The sequence below is a fragment of the Bradyrhizobium sp. UFLA05-89 genome, assembly GCF_059803475.1.
In genome coordinates this window covers 11,817-31,764 of the sequence record NZ_JBANBA010000023.1, presented here as the reverse complement: position 1 = coordinate 31,764, position 19,948 = coordinate 11,817, and the positions used below count along the sequence as shown (strand labels likewise).

12 protein-coding genes are annotated in these 19,948 nt (G+C 61.9%); 2 read left to right on the top strand and 10 right to left on the bottom strand.

Features of this window, described 5'->3' with window-relative positions; all coding sequences use genetic code 11:
* Positions 1 to 41: 41 nt before the first annotated feature.
* The 4 genes from SO139_RS14805 to SO139_RS14790 form a co-directional block, all read right to left on the bottom strand.
* Entirely contained in the window at positions 42 to 1,115 is a 1,074-nt protein-coding gene (locus tag SO139_RS14805) for an ABC transporter ATP-binding protein (protein WP_449381294.1), read from the bottom strand.
* A gap of 16 nt (positions 1,116 to 1,131) precedes the next feature.
* Positions 1,132 to 2,181: a carbohydrate ABC transporter permease gene (locus tag SO139_RS14800; RefSeq protein WP_449381293.1), complete on the bottom strand. Its 1,050-nt coding sequence runs from the start codon at positions 2,179 to 2,181 to the stop codon at positions 1,132 to 1,134.
* On the bottom strand, positions 2,178 to 3,095 hold the full coding sequence (locus SO139_RS14795; RefSeq protein WP_449381315.1) for a carbohydrate ABC transporter permease: 918 nt from the start codon (positions 3,093 to 3,095) through the stop codon (positions 2,178 to 2,180). Before SO139_RS14795 ends, SO139_RS14800 begins: the two co-directional genes overlap by 4 nt.
* A gap of 151 nt (positions 3,096 to 3,246) precedes the next feature.
* The gene (locus SO139_RS14790) at positions 3,247 to 4,545 is read right to left on the bottom strand and encodes an ABC transporter substrate-binding protein (protein ID WP_449381292.1); all 1,299 of its coding nucleotides are present in this window, start codon (positions 4,543 to 4,545) and stop codon (positions 3,247 to 3,249) included.
* Between the two features lie 112 nt (positions 4,546 to 4,657).
* Here SO139_RS14790 and SO139_RS14785 point away from each other — a divergent pair, with 112 nt between their 5' ends.
* Both SO139_RS14785 and SO139_RS14780 read left to right on the top strand, forming a co-directional pair.
* Positions 4,658 to 5,650: a LacI family DNA-binding transcriptional regulator gene (locus SO139_RS14785; RefSeq protein ID WP_449381291.1), complete on the top strand. Its 993-nt coding sequence runs from the start codon at positions 4,658 to 4,660 to the stop codon at positions 5,648 to 5,650.
* A gap of 476 nt (positions 5,651 to 6,126) precedes the next feature.
* Entirely contained in the window at positions 6,127 to 12,366 is a 6,240-nt protein-coding gene (locus SO139_RS14780; protein ID WP_498540185.1) for an AAA family ATPase, read from the top strand.
* A gap of 58 nt (positions 12,367 to 12,424) precedes the next feature.
* Here the strand turns inward: SO139_RS14780 and arfA are convergent, their stop codons facing one another.
* The 6 genes from arfA to SO139_RS14750 form a co-directional block, all read right to left on the bottom strand.
* Positions 12,425 to 13,969 (bottom strand): arabinosylfuranosidase ArfA, encoded by a 1,545-nt coding sequence (arfA, locus tag SO139_RS14775; protein ID WP_449381289.1) that lies wholly within the window; start codon positions 13,967 to 13,969, stop codon positions 12,425 to 12,427.
* Positions 13,970 to 14,006: 37 nt separating this feature from the next.
* The gene (locus tag SO139_RS14770; RefSeq protein WP_449381288.1) at positions 14,007 to 14,837 is read right to left on the bottom strand and encodes an ABC transporter ATP-binding protein; all 831 of its coding nucleotides are present in this window, start codon (positions 14,835 to 14,837) and stop codon (positions 14,007 to 14,009) included.
* The gene (locus SO139_RS14765; RefSeq protein WP_449381287.1) at positions 14,834 to 15,865 is read right to left on the bottom strand and encodes an ABC transporter ATP-binding protein; all 1,032 of its coding nucleotides are present in this window, start codon (positions 15,863 to 15,865) and stop codon (positions 14,834 to 14,836) included. The genes SO139_RS14770 and SO139_RS14765 overlap by 4 nt, the downstream gene beginning before the upstream one ends.
* On the bottom strand, positions 15,865 to 16,728 hold the full coding sequence (locus SO139_RS14760; RefSeq protein WP_498540184.1) for an ABC transporter permease: 864 nt from the start codon (positions 16,726 to 16,728) through the stop codon (positions 15,865 to 15,867). Before SO139_RS14760 ends, SO139_RS14765 begins: the two co-directional genes overlap by 1 nt.
* Complete coding sequence (locus SO139_RS14755) at positions 16,728 to 17,732, bottom strand: ABC transporter permease (protein ID WP_449381285.1); 1,005 nt, start codon at positions 17,730 to 17,732, stop codon at positions 16,728 to 16,730. Before SO139_RS14755 ends, SO139_RS14760 begins: the two co-directional genes overlap by 1 nt.
* Positions 17,733 to 17,806: 74 nt before the next feature.
* Entirely contained in the window at positions 17,807 to 19,708 is a 1,902-nt protein-coding gene (locus tag SO139_RS14750; protein ID WP_449381284.1) for an ABC transporter substrate-binding protein, read from the bottom strand.
* Positions 19,709 to 19,948 lie beyond the last annotated feature (240 nt).

The following is a 19,948-nucleotide window of genomic DNA, read 5'->3' as shown; positions in this document are numbered from 1 at the left end:
ACTCCATCATTGATCTTGTTCTATCGTGCCTGCCTCAGGATTCAGCGGCTTGGCCGCACGGCAACCCCTTCGGCGTCGAACAGGTGAAGGTTGGCCGGCTCGAAACGGACCGGGAGAGCCTCGCCGCGCCCCCGTAGCGACTGACCGCCCTGGCGCACCGTGATCTGCGGCAGGCCGGGCGCGCTGCCATAGAAATACGTGTCGCCGCCGAGCTGTTCGACGAGGTCGATGATGAGTGACAGATCGGCCGCGCCGTCGGCGAGCGTGATATGCTCGGGGCGCACGCCAAGCGTGGCCGATGCGCCCGCAGCGAGCGAGCCCGTCGTTACTTTGATCGGTTCACCGGCCTGGCCGATGCGTACCAGCCCCGGCGACACCACCTGCACCGGCAGCAGATTCATGCGCGGCGAGCCGATGAAGCCGGCCACAAAGAGATTGTCCGGCCGATTGTACAGTTCGAGCGGCGTACCAACTTGCTCGATCCGGCCACCGCGTAGCACGACGATGCGGTCTGCCATGGTCATCGCCTCGACCTGATCGTGAGTGACGTAGATCATGGTGCCGCCGATCTCGGCATGCAGCGCCGCTAGCTCCTTGCGGGTTGCAACGCGCAGTTCGGCGTCGAGATTGGACAACGGCTCGTCGAGCAGGAAGATCTTGGGATCTCGGACGATCGCACGACCAATCGCCACGCGCTGCCGTTGACCGCCCGACAGTGCCTTCGGCTTGCGCTCGAGATACTCGGTGAGGCGCAGCATCTTGGCCGCGCGCCGAACCCGAGCGTCGATCTCGGAACCAGCAAGACCCATGTTCTCAAGCGCGAACGCCATGTTCCTGTAGACAGTCATGTGCGGATAGAGAGCATAGGACTGAAACACCATGGCGAGACCGCGGTCGGACGCAGCCACGCGCGTGACGTCGAGGCCATCGATCGCAATCTCGCCGTCGGTCACCTCCTCGAGCCCGGCGATGATGCGCAGCAAGGTCGATTTGCCGCAGCCGGATGGGCCGACGAAGACAATGAATTCGCCGTCGGCGATCGCGAGATCGACGCCGTGAATCACGGCGATCGTTCCGTAGGCCTTGCGGACGCCCTTGAGAGTCAGGCCAGCCATGACGACATCCCCGCCATCATTTCATCCCCGTATTGGCTATTCCCGTCGCGATGAAGCGCTGCAGAAAGACGAAGACGAGCGCCACCGGGAGCAGCGACACCACCGTCATCGCCAGGAGATAATTCCACTGGGTCTGCAGCTCACCCTGGAAGGCGTTGAGACCGATCTGCAGCGTGAAGGATTCGGACTTGGTGAGCACCGCGAGCGGCCACAGAAACTCATTCCACCGCCACATGATGGAGAAGATGGCGAGCACCGCCAGAGCCGGTGCCGCCAGCGGCATGACGATCCGCCAGTAGATTTGCCACTCACTTGCCTTGTCCATGCGCGCCGCCTCGATGAGGTCTCGCGGCAGCGTCAGCATGTATTGCCGCAATAGGAAGACGCCTGTGGGCGTCGCGGCGCCCGGAAGAATGACCGCCCAGAGCGAATTGACGAGGCCGAGTTTCGTGACGACAAGATAGACCGGCACGAGAATGATGGTGATCGGGATCATGAGCGTGCCGATCACCATCAGCATGGCAGCGGTCTTACCTCTGAATTCATAGATGGAGAGAGCGTAGGCTGCCATCGAATTGATGAGCAGTGTAATCAGAGTTGCGATCGTCGTGACGAACACCGAATTCCACAGATAGCGCGTGAAGGCGAATTTCTGGAGTGGCTCGGTGTAATTCGCGGTCACGAAACTCAGGTTCCGAACCGGCGCGAGCTTGGCGGTTGGCACGCGATATTGCTGTTTGGGATCGGCCGGATCGATCATCTGTGCGATCAAGCCGATGCGCCGAACTTGTGCGAGCTCGCGACGCTCGCCATTGTCGAGAGTGGCTGCAAAAAGTGGCAGCGGCTGCGGAAAGCCCTGCACTCTGACCTCTTGCTGGGACCGTGGCAGCAGCGAGGGCGGAAATTCCAGGAGGCTTGCCTGGGTCTTGAACGAGGAGAGGACCAACCACACGACGGGCCCGAACATCAGCAAGACGCCGAGCCCGAGATAGGCATAGGCCGCGATGTCGGTCCAATGCCAGTGCCCGCTCCGACGGCGGGCGCGCAGCAGCTGAATTGGCTTCATGAGGCGCTCCGGGTGCGAGACAACTGCGCCAGCGTGAGCAGAAACAGCACCACGCCGAGCACGATTGAAGCCGCCGCAGCGAGGCCGAAATTCTGCACCTGGCTCGCAAAAGCCGTCTCGTAGATGTACTGCACGATCATCAGAGTTGCGGTACCCGGTCCGCCGCCGGTCAGCACGAACACCTCGTCGAATGTCTGCACGCCGCGGATCAGCGCCAGCACGATCACCACGATGAGGTTCGGCCAGAGCAGCGGCAGCGTGATCCGCCAGAACACACGCCAGCGCGGCGTCGCGTCCATCTGCGCCGCTTCGTAGAGATCGGCTGGAATGGCCTGCAACCCCGCGAGCAGGATGAGCGTGTAGAACCCCATATGCGCCCAGACCGAGACGAACACCGACCAGAACATCGCCCAGCCGGGATCCACGAAGAACAGGATCTTCTGCCCGCCGATCGTGGTGAGCCCGGCGTTCAGCAGGCCGTCGCGTTGCAGGATCCATTTCCAGACCAGCGCAACCACGACCGGTGACAGCAGCACCGGAAAGAAAAAGACTGCGCGAAAAAAGCCGCGGCCGCGGATCCGCATGTTCAGGACCAGCGCAGTGACGAGCGAAAACGTCACCATGGATACGAGCTGGAAGATGGTGAAACGCAGCGTATTCGCAACGCCGCGCCAGAAATGATCGACCCGGCACGAAGCGGGATCGAAAAAGGAGCCGCAATCGAACAGATAGGCGTACTGATCGGTTCCGACATAGGGTCGCTGCGAAGGAAACAGCGACTCCCCGCCGGTGAACGAAAACACCAGATCGATCGCAAGGGGGACGAACACGAACAACGAGAAGAAAATGAGATTCGGCAGCAGAAAGACATAGGGCATTCGCCGCTCGCCGATGAGCTCCTGCAACAGGCGCATCGGACGATCGATGAGGCGCAGCAGGGTACCGAACACCACACCGAGCGCCGTCTCGCCCGCGCGGCGCAAGCGCGCGAGCAGCGTGGCCGTCGGCGCGGCCTGCGGTTCAATGCCAGTTGGCAAATCGGTCATGCCGCGATGTGTCCAGCGCCTACTTCTTGTTGCGCTCGGCGAGCTGCTGCTCGACATCGCCCGAGATGCGCTTATAGGCCTCATCGAGAGTGATCTCGCCTGAGACGGCCTGGCCAAGCCGGCTGATCACCGCGTTGAGGATGACGCGACTCGCCGGATAGCCCTGTAACTGATTGGCCGCCGGCGCGAGTTGGTTGACACCGTCGCTGAAGACCTTGAGCGCAGCATTCGCAACAGGCGACGCATCCTTGTAGTCGAGGCCCTTGCGGGCGAGGCCGAGATGGCCCGGCACGAACAGGGAGCGGGCATAGAACTCGGCGACGACGTCCTCGCTCGCGAGGTAATCGAGCACGCGCGCCACTTCTTCAGGGTGCTTGGTCGATTTGATGCCGACGAGCGCAGCACCGCCCGGCATGCCGGAGCAGTTGGCCGGCCCACACGGGGTCGGCACCGCAACCCAGTCGAACGCAGTTCCGATCGTCTTGTCGAACTGGCTGATCTGCCAGGAGCCCGATTCATACATCACGACCTGGGCGTTCTTGAATTCCTCGTTGGCGCCGCGATAGGTCGCCCCCGCCACCGAGCCCCACAACTCCTTCGACATCACGCCTGTGTTGTGCCAGTCATAGATCAGCTTGGCCGCGCGCTTGAACCCGTCGTCGATGACCGCCGGCTGTCCCTTGTCGTCGAACACGGCGGCGCCCTCCGAAATCGCCATGCCGAAAAAGCGGTGACCGGAACGGTCGAACGCGATCGGAAACGGCGCCTGGACCTTGTCCGCCACCTCTTTTGTCGCCTTTGCCCAGTCCTCCCATGACGCTTTCGAGGCGGGCATTGCGACGCCTGCCTGCTCGAAGAGCGTCTTGTTGACGAAAGGACCGGTCACGGTCAGCTGGGTCATGAATCCGGGGATCGAGGACGTGTCGCCCGGCACCCGCATCCACTTCAGGAAAGGACCGTAATTCGCTTCCCAGTAGTCGGCATTCTTCAAGTAAGGGCGCAGGTCGAGCATATAGCGGGCAAGGCCGCCCATGTCGCCGACGCGGGCGATGTCAGGCCCCTGCCCTGAAGCCAGCTGCACCGGCAGATTCTCGTTGATGGCCTTGAAAGGTACCTGATCCAGAACGACGTGGATGTCGCGGTTCTTATCCTCGAAGCGGCGGAGGAGATCGGCCATCACCTCGCCCTCGTTGCCGTCCGAGTACCAGGTCATCCGCAGGACCGTCTGCGCCTCGGCGGGGCGAACGCCCGAACTACCGGCCAAGAGGCAGGCCGCGAGCACAGAGGCGCTGATAGCGCGTCGGGTAATACTTCTCATTACGTCCTCCCCGGCGATACTTTGGTTCTTAGGGGTAGTTTGGCAAACGTTTGCCTAAATTGTCAATCGCTGTATTCTTCCTGTTCAGCGGATCACACAACCGAGCCGATCAATGACGAGCAAACAACGCTCCGCACCCCCTTCACTCGCGACCGTCGCTGCCGCCGCTGGGGTTTCGATCGCCACCGTCTCGCGCATCGTCAACGGCGAAACGCGCCGGGCCTCTGCCGAGACCGTCGAGCGCGTCCGCAAGGCCATTGCCGTCGTGGGCTACCACCCCAACCACGCCGGCCGGACGTTGCGCAGGCGGGAAAGCCGCCTCGTCGCGATGCTCGCCCCCAACCTGGACAATCCCGTGATGGCCGCCATCGCCGCTTCGACCGAAGCCGCGCTGCGCGCCGCCGGTTATGTGATGATCCTCTGCGACACGCACGATCGGCCTGATTTGCAAGACGAATATCTCAACGTCATGCGTTCGCAGGTGGTGCGCGGCTACATCATGGTCGCGAGCGTGCCGAGCGCTGTGCTGAAGGATTTCGTCGCTGACGGCGCCCCAATGGTTTTCGTCAACCGCCGCCCGCCGTTCGGGCGCGGTGCCTTCGTTGGTATCGACAACATCAAGGCAGGCGCTGACGCCGCCGACATGTTGTGGTCCGCGGGACTGCGGCGTTGCGGCGTGCTGGCGCCCGCCAAGGGATCGTCCGTCACGCGGGATCGCCTCAAGGGGTTCTGCAGCCGCATGCGTGCGCTCGGCGCCACAGAAATCCTGAAGGCCGAGGCGGCCGGCCGCTCTCACATCGAGATCGGCTACGAGGCTGCCCGGCGGCTCGCGGCGCGCAGCGGCTGGCTCGAGGGACTGATGTGTGTCAGCGACCAGATCGCCTACGGCGCCTATCGCTTTGCTCGTGAAAGCGGCATTGGAGTTCCGGAACGCTGCGGGCTTGTCGGTATCGATGGCAACCCACTCAACCGCTGGATTGCACCGTGGCTGCGATCTATCGAGGTGAAATACGAGGATTTTGGCGAGCCGATCGTCGAGCTGCTCGACCAGGTCTGGCACGGCAGAGGCCAAGCGGAGCGGATCATGCCGCACGGTGTGGTATGAAAGCCCTCATCTCCTAATTCGTTTGTCACACTCATCGTCCTTCGCGATAGATCTCGAGCAAGGGGGCGCTCGCAATGTCCTCGGCATCCTGTGCGCAATGCTCCCCTCTAAGTTGACGCAATGCTTGAAGCAGACCCCTGCTGCATGCCGGCATGCGGCAATCCGTCCTTCCGCTCGAATGCGCTTCGCCCTGCCTCGCGAAGGCGGCACGTTGACGAGATTGAGCCAAATGATACGATTTGAAAGCGCCCGGTTTCGCCGATCGAACCAAGTGCGGAATGAAGGCGTGAGGGGCCAGCCTCGTGGTGTTACGGGTCGTACGTGCGTCCTCCCCCTCATACCTCGCTCGCGTGGAAACGGAGATTCGGTGACGGCGCGCCTTGCCGCATCCGGGCAGCTCTTTGGGGGATAATGCGGAGTACCGGGCGAGCCCCTCAGGCGCTGGACTCGGCTCGGCCGCGGCATGGTTTACCGATATGAACCTTTCATCGTTTATGGGCGCTGGCTGGGCCCACGGCCCGCAGGTTCTGTGCGACGAAGAAGGGCTTCTCCTGTGCCGAACATCCCGCGAACGCATCGACGGCGAACGAGAGGTTGTGCTGGCCGTCGTCCCGGCGGCGGAACATCCGCCCCCGCAAAGCCTTGATCGGCTCGCGCACGAATTTGCACTGAAGGACGAATTGGACAGTGCCTGGGCCGCGAAGCCGATGGAGCTTGTGCAAGATCGCAACCGTACCATCCTTGTTCTCGAAGATCTCGGTGGCGAGCCGCTCACCTGGCTGCTGTTGGACACTCCCATGGAGACGGGGAGCTTCCTGCGCCTGGCGTCCCAGATCGCCGCGGCCCTGAGCAAGGTCCACCAGCGCGGTCTGGTGCACAAGGATATCAAACCAGCAAATATCCTGGTGAACCGCAGCGAGGGAAGCGTGCACCTCACCGGCTTCGGCTTTGCTTCGCGCCGGCCGCGCGAACGGCAGGCCCCAGCCACGCCCGAGTCGATAGCCGGCACATTCGCTTACATGTCGCCCGAGCAGACCGGGCGCATGAACCGCTCGATCGACTCCCGAAGTGACCTGTACTCACTCGGCGTCACGCTTTACCAGATGGCTACCGGCACGCTTCCATTCACCGCGTCCGATCCGATGGAGTGGGTGCACTGCCATGTCGCGAGAGAACCGGAGCCGCCGAACAGGCGATTTGCGAACATCCCCGCCGCGATTTCCAAGCTCATCATGAAGCTACTCGCCAAGATGGCCGAGGAGCGCTACCAGACCGCAGCCGGCGCCGAGAGAGATCTGCAGCGCTGTCTCGCGGAGTGGGAGCTTCGGCGCCGCATCGACGACTTCCAGCTGGGCCAGCACGACACGCCCGACCGGCTGCTCGTTCCCGAGAGATTGTATGGAAGAACGCGCGAGCGCGAGATGCTGCTCGCCTCGTTCGAGCGCATCGTCAAGACTGGCGCGCCCGAGTTGGCGCTGGTCTCGGGATATTCCGGGATCGGCAAATCCTCTGTCGTCAACGAACTCCATAAAGTGCTGGTGCCCTCACGCGGGCTGTTTGCATCGGGCAAGTTCGACCAGCACAAGCGCGACGTCCCGTACGCGACACTCGCCAAGGCGTTCCAGAGCCTCGTTCGGCCCATCCTGGGCAAGAGCGAGACCGAGCTCGGCAAGTGGCACCACGACCTCCTGAGCGCGCTCGGTCCAAACGGACAGCTCGTCGTGGATCTGATCCCGGAGCTGAAGGCGATCATCGGTGAACAGCCACCCGTCCCAGAGCTACCGCTCCAGAACGCGCAAAGCCGCTTTCACCGTGTGTTCGAGCAATTCATCGGCGTGTTTGCCCGGTCCGAACATCCCTTGGTGCTGTTTCTCGATGACTTGCAATGGCTCGACTTGGCGACGTTCGAGCTGCTCGAAGATCTCTTGACCCGGTCGAATCTGAAGCACCTGATGCTGATCGGCGCCTATCGGGACAATGAGGTGGATTCCGCTCATCCCGTGATGCGTATGCGTGAGGCCATCAAGGCGCGGGATGGCCGGGTCGTGGAGATCACGCTCGCGCCGCTCGGCAGCAGGCATCTCGCCCAGTTGCTTGCGGATGCGCTTCGCTGCGAACCGAAGCGCGCCGCGTCGCTGGTGCAGCTCGTGCACGAGAAAACTGGTGGTAACCCGTTTTTTGCTATCCAGTTCCTGTTTTCGCTGGTCGAAGAAGGAGTGCTCGCGTTTGACCATGATGCGGCGCACTGGTCCTGGGATCTCGATCGCATCTATGCCAAGCGATATACCGACAACGTCATCGATCTCATGCTCGGAAAGCTCACTCGGCTCCCCGTTGCAACGCGTACAGCCTTGCAGCAGATGGCCTGTCTGGGAAATATTGCCGAGGTCGCGGTGCTTTCGATCGTCCTCGGGACATCAGAGCAGCAAGTCCACGCAGACCTATGGCCCGCCGTTCGACAGGAATTCGTAGAGCCCCAAGCCGACGCCTATCGGTTCGTACACGATCGATTCCAAGAGGCGGCCTACGCACTTATCCCGGAGAGAGAACGGGACGCCGCCCATCTGCGTATTGGCCGCCTGTTCGCGGCGCGAACCCCGCCGGGAGCGGTCGAGGAAAACGTCTTCGAGATCGTGAGCCAACTCAACCGCGGCGCGACCTTGATCACCGCGGTCGAGGAGCGCGTGAAGGTAGCGGAGCTGAACCTGTTGGCCGGCCGGCGTGCCAAGGGGGCGTCCGCCTTGACTATGGCACTCGCTCACTTCGCTGCCGGAGAGGCCACGCTTCCAGAGGATTGCTGGGAGCAGCGCTACGCGCTCAGCTTCGCTCTGGCGCTACACCGGGCCGAGTGCGAGTTCCTCGCTGGCGAGCAGGCAACGGCGAAAGACCGCCTTGCCGAGCTGTCGAGCCGTGCAGCCACCCTACCCGACCTCGCCGCCGTCACCCGGCTGCGCATGGAGCCAAGTGATCGTGACGTCGAGGTTGCTCTCGACTATCTGCGTCGCGTCGGCATCGCCTGGTCGTCGCATCCCACATCGGAGGAGGTCGAGCGGGAATATGAGCGGATGTGGCAACAGATCGGTGAGCGCCCGATCGAGGCCCTGCTCGAGCTGCCCCGGATGTTCGACCCGATCGCGCGCGGAACGATGGACGTTCTCACGGTCCTTGTCTCACCCGCCTGGTACATCGACGAGAGCCTGCGCCGTCTCATCATCGGACGCATGGCCAATCTGAGCATGGAATACGGCAACTCCGATGCCTCATGTCTCGCCTATATCGTGCTTGGCACCGTGCTTGGCCCCGACTTCGGCGACTATGCTGCCGGATACCGCTTCGCCCAGCTCGGCCTCGACCTCGTCGAACGACAGGGACTGGATCGGTTCAAGGCTCGCGTCTATCTCGGCTTCGGGAGCTGGACGCGGCATGTGAGGACAGGCCGCCCCTGGCTCCGGCGGGCCTTCGACGCCGCGCAGCAGGTCGGCGACCTCAACTACGCCAGCTTTACCTGTCATCACCTCTTGACGCATCTTCTCGCCTGCGGCGATCCACTCGCCGACGTGCAGCGCGAGGCCGAGGCCGGACTCGAATTCGCACATCGGGCGTGCGTTGATCTGGCGGCCGACCGACTCGCCGGGCAGCTTCAGCTGGTCCGGACGCTACGCGGCCTCACCACAAAGTTTGGCTGTTTCGATCAAGCCGAGTTCAACGAGACGCAGTTTGAACGCCGCCTCGAGGAGGACCCACGTCTGGAACAGGCTGGCTTCTGGTACTGGGTCCGCAAGCTGCAGGCTCGTGTGCTCGCCGACGATCCCGGCGCGATCGCTGCGGCGACGAAGGCCGATCAACTGCTCTGGACGTCGAAGGCGCTTTTCGACCGGGTCGAATTTCACTTCTATGCTGCGCTGGCGCAGGCCGCATCGGGCGAGAACGCAACAGCCAGCGAACGAGCTCTACGTCTCGATGCGCTAGCGGTCCATCATCGCCAGCTTCAGCAATGGGCCGAGATCTGCCCTGAAGACTTCGCCGATCGCGCCGCTCTCGTCGCCGCGGAGATTGCACGGATTGAAGGTCGCGAGCTCGATGCGATGCGCTTTTACGACCAGGCTGTCGCCTCCGCGCGCACAAACGGGTTTCCTCAGAATGAGGCAATCGCGAACGAACTCGCCGGGCGCTTCTACGCGACGCGCGGGTTCGAGAAGATCGCCCATGCCTATCTGCGCGATGCTCACTACGGATTTCTCCGCTGGGGAGCCGATGCCAAGGTAAGACAGCTCGAACGCCTCTATCCTCGCCTCCACGTCGCCGAGGACACCAGTTCCGCCCGCAGGCCGACCGTCCAGCAAATGGATGTCACCACCGTGGTGAAAGCGTCTCAGGCGGTCTCCAGTGAAATTGAGCTGGCAAAGCTCATCGAAACACTGATGAAGATCGCGCTACAGAACGCAGGCGCGGATCGCGGCTTGCTGATCATGTCGCGGCATGATGACTTCTGGATCGAGGCCGAAGGCCAGTCCAAGGGCGACGAGTTTACGGTTGTGATGCATCCGAGTCCTCTCTCGGCGCCTGACTGTCCAGAGGCACTGGTACGTTACGTCATTCGTTCGCAAAAACCGCTCATCGTAGATGATGCAACGCGGCCCGATCCGCTCTACGGCGAAAGGTACGTGCATCGCCGACCTCCCAGATCGATCCTCTGCCTACCGCTCATGAAGCAGGCCAAGCTCACCGGATTGCTCTATCTCGAGAACACACTGACGACGCACGCGTTCACGCCCGATCGTGTTGCGGTGCTGGATCTGCTAGCAGCTCAGGCTGCGATTTCGCTCGAAAACACGCTCCTCTACCGTGACCTTCAGGAGCGCGAAGCCCGCATCCGACGGCTCGTCGACTCCAACATCATTGGAATACTTTTCTGGGACGGTAGCGGCGATATCAGCTACGCCAACGATGCCTTCCTGAGCATGACCGGATACTCCAGGCAGGAGCTGGTATCGGGCACGGTCCGCTGGAATGACATGACTCCGGCGGAGTACCGGAACGAGGATAGGCAGCGGATCGAGCACTTGCGGATATGGGGGCAGAACGCACCTCGTGAGAAGGAGTTTATCCGAAAAGACGGCAGCCGCGTCCCAGTCCTGATCGGCTCCGCCTCGCTCGCCGCATCAGCCGATCAGTGCGTCTCGTTCGTACTCGATCTCACTGCGCGCAAGCAGGCGGAAGAGAAATACCGTCTGCTGATGGAGCAGGCGCGTGATGCGATCCTGGTGCTTGATCAGAAAGGGTTGGTGATCGAGGCAAACCGCACGGCCGGAGTCATGCTGGGACGGCCCCGCGAGCAGATCATCGGCGCCCCGTTGCAAACCGTCCTGGATCCTGCGGGAGCGATCGACGTGGACAGCCTGCTCGCGCCGGGTTCAGCTGTCCTGCTCCAGCTGCGTCTGGATGGCTCTAACGGCAAGGGTCTCGATGCGGAGCTGTCCGCCGCTCACGTGTCGACGGGAGAACGAGAACTGATCATCGTCATCGGGCGCGACATCACCCATCGCCTGCGCCTAGAGCAGCAGCTGCGCCAATCGCAAAAGATGGATGCGATCGGCCAGCTCACCGGCGGTGTGGCTCATGACTTCAACAACATCCTGACCGTGATCACTGGGACCATACAGATCCTGATCGATGGTCTTTCGGACCAACCAGAGCTGGTTGCCATCGCTCACATGATCGATGAGGCCGCCACGCGCGGCGCCGATCTGACGAGCCAACTCCTGGCCTTCGCCCGCAAGCAGCCCCTCCAACCACGCAATATCGACGTCAACAACCTCATTGTCGATACCGCCAGGCTGCTGCGGCCGACGCTCGGCGAGCATGTCGAGATCGGCTCGACGCTGCAAGCCGATGGCTGGCACGCGCTGATCGATCCAAGTCAGCTTTCGACCGCTTTGATCAATCTGGCGGTGAACGCCCGCGACGCGATGGGAGGGGGTGGCAAGATCTCCTTCGGCACTGCGAATGTGAGTTTCGATGCGGACAACACCGGCCCGGACGGAATTCTCGGCGACTTCGTCCTGGTCACCGTGAGCGACACCGGGGCCGGCATCCCGCTGGCGATACGAGACAAGATATTCGAGCCATTCTTCACGACCAAGGAGCTTGGCAAGGGAACGGGCCTCGGATTGAGCATGGTCTATGGATTCATCAAGCAATCCGGCGGTCACATCAGGCTCGATAGTGAGGAAGCGCGCGGAACGACCATCAACCTGTATCTGCCGCGCTCGGCTCGGGCCGCGGCAATTTCAGACGCTGCACCGAGGAGCGAACTACAACGCGGCAATGAGACCATCCTCGTGGTCGAGGATGACGAGCTGGTGCGCAACTATGTAGTGGCGCAGCTCAAGAGTTTTGGCTATCGCACGATCGCCGCTGCCAATGGTCCCGATGCACTCGTCCTGGTGAACCGAGGCACAGCGTTTGATCTGCTCTTCACCGATGTTGTGATGCCTGGCGGGATGAACGGACGCGAACTCGCCGAAGCCGTCGCTCGGCAGCGCCCTGGCCTGCCGGTGCTCTACATGTCGGGGTATCCGGAAGCCGCCATGATGCATGACGGTCGGCTGGACCCTGGCATTACCTTGCTCAGCAAGCCCTACCGGCCGGCAGATTTGGCGCGGTCGATTCGTCAGGTCCTCGACTCACGGGCGCACCGCAACCGCTCGAGTTGATTGCGTCAGCGATCAGTATTCTCTTCGGCCTGCATTCGCGGCCTACCGTTCGATGTCCTCAGTTTGCCGACAGATGGATCACATTCCATGACGCCGGCTTGAGCGTCGCCAGCAACCGTCCACCATCGAAGCTCACACTCTGCAACGGCGCCGGCCTGACTTTGCCAGGCGCATTCTTGGTATTCGTCGCCTTGAGATCATCGTGCCGGAGTTCAAGCCGCTCGCCCACCGTGAGGCGGCCGAAGCTTCGGGCCTCGATACTCACCTCCAATTCCTGCTTCAAGTCGCGGTTGAGCAGAAAGAGCGATAGGCCACCGCCCTCCTCCGCGACTGCCGCCAACTTGAGATACGGCACGTTAGGTACCGGAAAGGTCAGATCCTGGGTACCGCGGGGATCGTAGTAGGATGAATCGTAGGTCTCCGACTCGACTTGCGTACGCAAAACCCTGCCGCGGCCGAAATGGCTCATATGCGCGAAAGGAAAGAAGATGGTCTGACGCCAAGCGCCTCCGCCCGTCTCGGTCATAATCGGCGCGATGACGTTGACGAGTTGCGCAAGGCAGGCGACCCTCACCCGATCGGCGTGATTGAGCAAGGAAATGCAGGCGCCGCCGAAGGCGAGAGCGTCTTCCATCGTATAGATTTCCTCGAGGATCGGCGGTGCCACCGGCCAGCCCTCCTTCACCCGGTCGGCCCGGGTGCGGCGCGTTCGATACCAGACGTTCCATTCATCGAAGCTCAGCATGAGACGCTTGTTGGAGCGCCGCTTGGCCGCCACCGCATCGGCCAAGGCGACGACCTCATCGATGAAGCGGTCCATCAGGTCGGGGCTCGCGAGAAACGATGCCGTGTCCTGCCGGTAGTTGTTGAGATAGGTATGGAGCGAAATGTAGTCGACATGATCGAAGGTGTGCTCGAGGACCGTGTCTTCCCACTGGCCGAAGGTCGGCATGTTGCGCCCCGACGAACCGCACGCCGCAAGCTCGATGGTCGGATCCAACCAGCGCATCATCTTGGCCGCTTCGCTCGCGACCGCGCCGTAGGCGGCGGCGCTCTTGTGCTCCATCTGCCAGGGCCCATCCATTTCGTTGCCGAGGCACCACAGCTTGATGCCATGCGGCTTGTCCCAGCCGTGCGTGCGGCGCAGCTCCGACCAGGTCGTTCCGCCCGGGTGGTTGCAGTATTCGACCAGGCTGCGGGCCGCATCGCCACCGCGGGTGCCGAGATTGACCGCCATCATCGGCTCGACGGCGGCGACCTTGCACCACTCCATGAATTCATTGGTGCCGAAGCTATTCGGCTCCGTGCTGAACCAGGCAAGGTCGAGGCGCCCCGGCCTCGCCTCCAGCGGACCAACGCCGTCCTCCCAATTGTATCCCGAGACGAAATTGCCGCCGGGATATCGAATGAGCGTTGGCCCAAGCTCCTTCACCAGCGCGAGCACATCCTTCCGAAAGCCGTTCTCGTCGGCGGTTGGATGGCCGGGCTCGTAGATGCCGCCATAGACGCACCGGCCCAAATGTTCGATGAATGCACCGAACAGGCGAGGATCGGTGTGGCCGATGGCGAAGTCGCGGTCGATCAGAACTCTGGCTTTCCTCATGCTCTTCTCTCGGATGTCCCGGGGCTGGTGAGATCGTTCATGCAAGAGATACGTCTGCCGTGGCATCGGCGACTTCAGGTAATAGCACGGCTTCGCGCAATTGGCGCGTATAGGGATGCTCCGGCGACTTCAGCACCGTTCTCGCATCACCGCTCTCGACGACGCGGCCTTTCTGCATGATCATGATGCGGTCGCTGATATAATAGGCCGTGGCCAGATCATGCGTGACATAGATGATTGATATCCCAAGATCGTCGCGCAGCGTCTTGAACAGATTGACGATGGATATGCGCAGCGACGCATCGATCATGGAAACTGGCTCATCCGCCACAATCAGTTTCGGCTCGGCCAGCAATGCTCGGGCGATCGCGACCCTTTGAAGCTGTCCCCCGGACAGTTCGTGCGGGTATCGATGGCTCACCTCTTTGAGCGACAGACCGACTTTGAGCAACGCCGCATCGACGGCAGCCTCAGCCGTGCCCTGCCCGGCCACGCCGGAAAACCGGCGCCGCGTCATGAACAGATATCGATCGAGGCGCTTCAGCGGGTTGAAGGACTCAAAGGGATTCTGAAAGATCGGCTGCACCTTGTGCATGAAGGCCGTACGACCGGCGCTGTTTCGAACGGCAGCAAGATTGATGCCATCGAGCACTAGTTCGCCGCTGGTCGGCGTTTCGATGTTCAGGATCATCCGGGCAAGCGTCGTCTTGCCACTCCCGGACTCGCCGATGATCGCCAGGATCTCCGGTCGCCGGGTGGCAAGCTGGAAGCTTACCTGGCTCACCGCAGCGATCTTCTGCCTCGACAACAGTCCTCCCCGGACGAACGTCTTGCTGACCTCGGAAATGTCGAGGAGCAGTTCGTTCATGCTCGGTTGCCCTGATCGACGGCAAAGCAGGCAACGCGATGCCCGGCGGCGGCCTCCAGCATCGCAGGGACCTCATTCCTGCATATTTCGCTTGCGAGCGGACAGCGCGGATGGAAGCGGCATCCGGCGGGTGGATCGGCTAGATTTGGCGGTGCGCCACCAAGTCCCTCGCGGGGCGCGTCATCGCCGATGCGCGGAAGGCTCGAAATGAGATGCCTGGTGTAAGGGTGTAGCGGATTCCCGAAAATCTCCGCGGTTGCAGCCTCTTCCACGAGACGTCCGGCATACATGATGGCGAGGCGGTCAGTGATGTGCGCGTGCACACCCATGTCATGGGTAACGAACAGGACCGACGAGCCGGTCTCCCGCTGAATGTCACGGATCATGCCGAGCACCTCCTTCTGCACCACCACATCCAGTGCGGTCGTGGGCTCGTCGGCGATGATGAAATCAGGACGGCAAATCGTTGCAAGCGCAAGCGTGGCGCGTTGACGCATGCCGCCTGAGAGCTCATGCGGAAAGGCAGCGAGCACCGACGGGTCGAGCCTCACCCGCGCCAGATGGGCGACCACCCGCTGCTCAAACTGCTTCCGGCTGCCACCGATATGCGGGTACGCGAAATCCACGAACGCCGATTCGACGCGGCGAACGGGGTTCAGCACGTTCATCGATCCCTGCATGATATAGGACAGGTGACGCCAGCGAATTCGCGCCACGTCCACTGGTGGAGCGCGGTGCAATCCGCCATAGCCAGGCAGAAATGCAAACTCCACGCTGCCGCCCACGATCTCGAGCGGCGGTCTGATCGCTCCTGCGATGCTCTTGATCAGCGTGGTCTTTCCGGAGCTGGATTCTCCGGCAAGCCCGTAGATCTCGCCACGACGAACAGCGAAGCTGACGCCATCAACCGCTTTGACGCCGCGTCTGACACCGAAATGGCTGGTCCGGTAATAGGCCTGCAGGTCGTGAACCCGGAGAACCGGCTTGGCGTCCTGGCGCGCATGCGGCTGCTCAACATTGGCGCGCATCACGAGGCCTCTCCGAGGCTCCAGAGGCGGCTTCGCGGATCGATGTAGGCGTTCGCCGATACCGCGAGCAGAAACAGCCCGATAAACGCCATGATCACCGTGATGGTCGGAAAGGCGATCCACCACCAGACTCCCGCCACCAATGCGGTGTGCTGGTTGGCCCAATAGATCATGCCGCCGATCGTCGGCGTGTTGATGTCGGTAAAACCGAGCACCGCGAGCGTCACCTCGAGCCCGATCGACCACACCATGTTGTTCATCGTCGTAGAGAATACGATCGGCATGACATAGGGCAGATGCTCCTGTGTCAGAATCTGGCGCGTGGTCATCCCCGAGAACAGGCTGGTCTGGGTGAATTCGCGCGCCTTTAGGCTCATGACCACGGAACGGATCAGCCGGGCGTCGTAGGCCCAACCGAAGCAGGCCATGATCAGCGCCAGCATCAGCCAGGAGATGCGGTCGCGCATCACGAAATAAAACAGCACCAGGATCGGGAGCAGAGGAATGACGATGAAGGTATCGTTCACCGACATCAGGGTACGATCGATCCAGCCCCCTTTGTAGCCGCTGACGAGTCCGACCACGAGCGCGATCACGCGGCTGATCAAAGCCACCGTGTATCCGAACAACAATGTATTTCGGATGGCAAAGCTCAATTGCCAGAACACGTCCTGGCCACGCGATGTCGTTCCGAACCAGTAGGTCAGCGACGGCGGCACATCGGGCGGCACCACATACACGCTGTCCGGCGGATAGGGCGAAAAGCTCGCCAGGACGGACAGCAACAGAACGAAGGCGAGCAGCACGGCCCCGATCCGAAATTCAGGGCTGTAGCGCAGCAGATCACGCAGGAGCACGGCCATCAGCTGACCTTCACCCTCGGGTCGAGCAGAGGATAGAGAAGATCGATCGCAAGCACGCCGATCGATACGCCGAGAATCGAGATGGTGGTGACGCCGAGGACAAGCCCGTAATCTCCGGCATAGACGGCGTCGACCAGGAGCGAGCCGAGACCGGGATAGCCGAACACCTTTTCGGTGATCACGGCGCCGTTGAAGATTCCGCCCAGCGACATGGCAAGTCCCGTCACCTGCGGCGTGAGCGCGTTACGCATCACGTAGGATGTCAGGATGCGCCAGGACCTTACGCCGGCGAGTTCGGCGTAGACGACGAAGTCCTCGGCGAGGACATTGGATACCAGCGAGCGCATGCCGAGGAACCAGCTCCCCACGCCAATCAGGATCAGAGAAAGGGCCGGCAGGATCGCGTGCTGCAGCACGCTCACAACGAATTCGGGCGTCCACGTCTGGGGCAGGTTCATCGCGGATCCGCCGGTAATCGGGAGTACCGGCCAAAGGAAGCCGAACACGATCAGCAGCAGCATCGCCAGAATATAGTAAGGGATCGGATGGAGGCCCATGGCGATCACCCCCATCAGCTTCAGACCCCGGCTCTGCCGGTAATAGCCGGCAAGCCCACCCAGCAGATTTCCGAGCCCCCAGGCGACAATGGTCGAAACCACAAGGAGCCCGGCGGTCCAGGGCAGCGCACGTCCGATGAGCGTGCCGACGGGGGTCGGAAACGCCGACATCGATGGACCGAAATCAGCGCGCAGGATCCGCTTCCAGAACAACAGGTATTGCTCAACAGGCGTGCCGCTGAGACCATAGAGCTCGCGCAAGGAGTTGCGCATCTGCTCGATCGCCCCCGGGGCGGTGTTGCCGAAGGAGGTCACCGCCGAGATCGACTGCTCGACGGGATCGATCGGCGATGCATGCGTGACGACATAAGCGATATTGATGCCGATGAAGACAACCAGCAGAAACTGCCCGAGCCGCCGACCCACATAGGCGAGATATCCGCTCATGGGGGCCCCAGGGCTGTCTGCCAAAGTCGTTCAGCCAGGCACGGCAAATGCGATCGCTCTTCTATCATCGCGTCTTAACTGGCCGGCTTCAGCTTGACGAACATGTAGCGCGAATTGCCCCAGTTCGGCACCGGGTTGGTGTAGGGATTTTCCGCGGTCGGAAAGCCGGTCCAGTAGGTCTGGTCCATTGCGGTGAATACGTTGTAGGCCATCAGCGGTATGGTGGGCATCTCCTTGACGGCGAGCTTGACGTACTCCTTGCCGAGCTCGATCGATTTCGGATCGTCGAAGCCGACCGTCCGGATCTCCTCGATGATCTTGTCGAGCGCGGGATTGGACCAGCGCTGCCAGTTGCGGAGCGGCTGCGGTTTGCCTGGCTCGGCGACGAACTGCGAATGCCAGCTGTCGAGGAAATAGGACAAGTCCTGGTGGCCGCCCCAGGTTTCGACGCTCCAGCCGATGAACGTGTCGAAATCGCCAGCCGCCCGTCGCGTGGGCAGCGTTCCCTGCGCGACATCGATCCTAGCGTCGATGCCCGCCTGCTTCCATAGCTGCACGATCATCGTTCCGGCCCGGGTCATCACTGGGCGCAAATCCCCTTCGACCATGACGCGAACGCTGAAGGGCTTCCCATCAGGCGTCATCCAGGTGCCGCCTCGTTTGGTGAAGCCTGCCTTTTCCAGAAGTTCCTGCGCCGCCTGCGGATCGGTCTTCCACCAGCCCCTGCCGAACGCCTTGGCAATCTCCGCAGGATCGGATGGGATCTGTTCGCCCATGGAAGGTCGCAGCATGTCGGCGATCTGCCTGCCAATCGTGGGGTCGTAGGGCTTGGTCTTGCGCTTGCCGGTATCGATCTCGAATGCCCTAAGCCACTCCTCCATCGGCCCATGATAGGTTGCCGGATGAGTTCCGGTCGGCGGTACGCCGATCGCCGATATCGTGGCGGCACCGCGATAGGCCGCCATGGTCACGGCCTTGATGTCGATCAACAGCGCCAGCGCCCATCGCACGTCTGGGTTCTTGAAACTCTCATTCTGGGTGTTGAAGATCACGGCGGGAAGCGTCGGATCGGGGTGGCCATAGGGGAAGCCCTTGAACCATGCCCGCGTCGTCTTGCTTTGCTTGGCCAGGGCAAACATGCCCTCCGGCGCGATATCGTGGATCACGTCGAGCTCGTGGTTGAGCTGCGCGATCACCCGCTTCTCGGGCGGTCCGGGATCGACATAAGCGAGATATTTCGGACCAGGCTTGCCAAAGCGCGCTAGCGTGGTGCGCTGCCAGTCTTCGCGAAGCTGCCAGATGTACCATTTGCCGTCCGGATCGTAGCTGTGCAGCACGTAGGCACCGAGAGAGATCGGCTTGTTGAAATCGAATTTGACGGGATCTTCGACCTTGTCGAAGACGTGTTTGGGCAGGATCCACACCGCCCCCCAGCGCACCGTAAAATTGGCATGGAAGCGTGAATTGGGCTTCTTGAGTTTGAAGACAACCGTATGGGCGTCCGGTGCAGCCACGGATGCGACGTTGCTCGCCAGCACTGCGCTGAAGCGCATGCCCGAATTTTTGATCTGAGTCGTGACCGTCGAGACGACATCGTCGGCGGTGAATTCGACCCCGTCACTCCAGAAGATGCCGCTGCGGAGCTTGACCGTCATTTCGGTAAAGTCGGCATTGTACTGCGGCTTGTCGGCAGCGAGCGAATTGTCCCAGACACCGTCGAGGCCGCTCTCGGGATCGATGTACCAAAGCGTATCGAGCCCGACCTGCTGCAGTCCGTTCGACTGCGATCCGGCATTGATCGCCCAGATGTTGAACCAGCCCGCGTTCTTGACGGTTCCTTCCGGGTTTTCCAGGATCAGCAAATCCTTTCTCGGGATGTTTTGCGGAATGCCCTGAGCACGGCTTGAAGCCGCCAGCGGCACCAGCAGCGAGCCGAGCGCGCACGCAACCAGCAGAAATGCTCGAATGCAGCGCATCATGTCCTCCCGGCGCGGTTTGTCTCAACGCTTGTTTTGGCGCGATGCTAGAGGCGCCAAATCGGTCGAACAACAGAAATCTTGAGCCGCGGGAAAGATGGGCTGCTCGCTCGTCTGCCCGCGCAGCTCGCCCAGGAGGATAGGAAGGCCGCTATCACGCGCCGCATCGCAACATCAAAGCATCGAAGGAAAGGCCGTCACCGCCCGCGTGGTCTGACTGCGCCGACCCGTTCTTTTCGC

Coding starts and splice junctions, on each gene's coding strand:
- SO139_RS14805 (WP_449381294.1), bottom strand. CDS start 1,115: ATGGCTGGCCTGACTCTCAAGGGCGTCCGCAAGGCCTACGGAACGATC.
- SO139_RS14800 (WP_449381293.1), bottom strand. CDS start 2,181: ATGAAGCCAATTCAGCTGCTGCGCGCCCGCCGTCGGAGCGGGCACTGG.
- SO139_RS14795 (WP_449381315.1), bottom strand. CDS start 3,095: ATGCGCCTGTTGCAGGAGCTCATCGGCGAGCGGCGAATGCCCTATGTC.
- SO139_RS14790 (WP_449381292.1), bottom strand. CDS start 4,545: ATGAGAAGTATTACCCGACGCGCTATCAGCGCCTCTGTGCTCGCGGCC.
- SO139_RS14785 (WP_449381291.1), top strand. CDS start 4,658: ATGACGAGCAAACAACGCTCCGCACCCCCTTCACTCGCGACCGTCGCT.
- SO139_RS14780 (WP_498540185.1), top strand. CDS start 6,127: ATGAACCTTTCATCGTTTATGGGCGCTGGCTGGGCCCACGGCCCGCAG.
- arfA (WP_449381289.1), bottom strand. CDS start 13,969: ATGAGGAAAGCCAGAGTTCTGATCGACCGCGACTTCGCCATCGGCCAC.
- SO139_RS14770 (WP_449381288.1), bottom strand. CDS start 14,837: ATGAACGAACTGCTCCTCGACATTTCCGAGGTCAGCAAGACGTTCGTC.
- SO139_RS14765 (WP_449381287.1), bottom strand. CDS start 15,865: ATGCGCGCCAATGTTGAGCAGCCGCATGCGCGCCAGGACGCCAAGCCG.
- SO139_RS14760 (WP_498540184.1), bottom strand. CDS start 16,728: ATGGCCGTGCTCCTGCGTGATCTGCTGCGCTACAGCCCTGAATTTCGG.
- SO139_RS14755 (WP_449381285.1), bottom strand. CDS start 17,732: ATGAGCGGATATCTCGCCTATGTGGGTCGGCGGCTCGGGCAGTTTCTG.
- SO139_RS14750 (WP_449381284.1), bottom strand. CDS start 19,708: ATGCGCTGCATTCGAGCATTTCTGCTGGTTGCGTGCGCGCTCGGCTCG.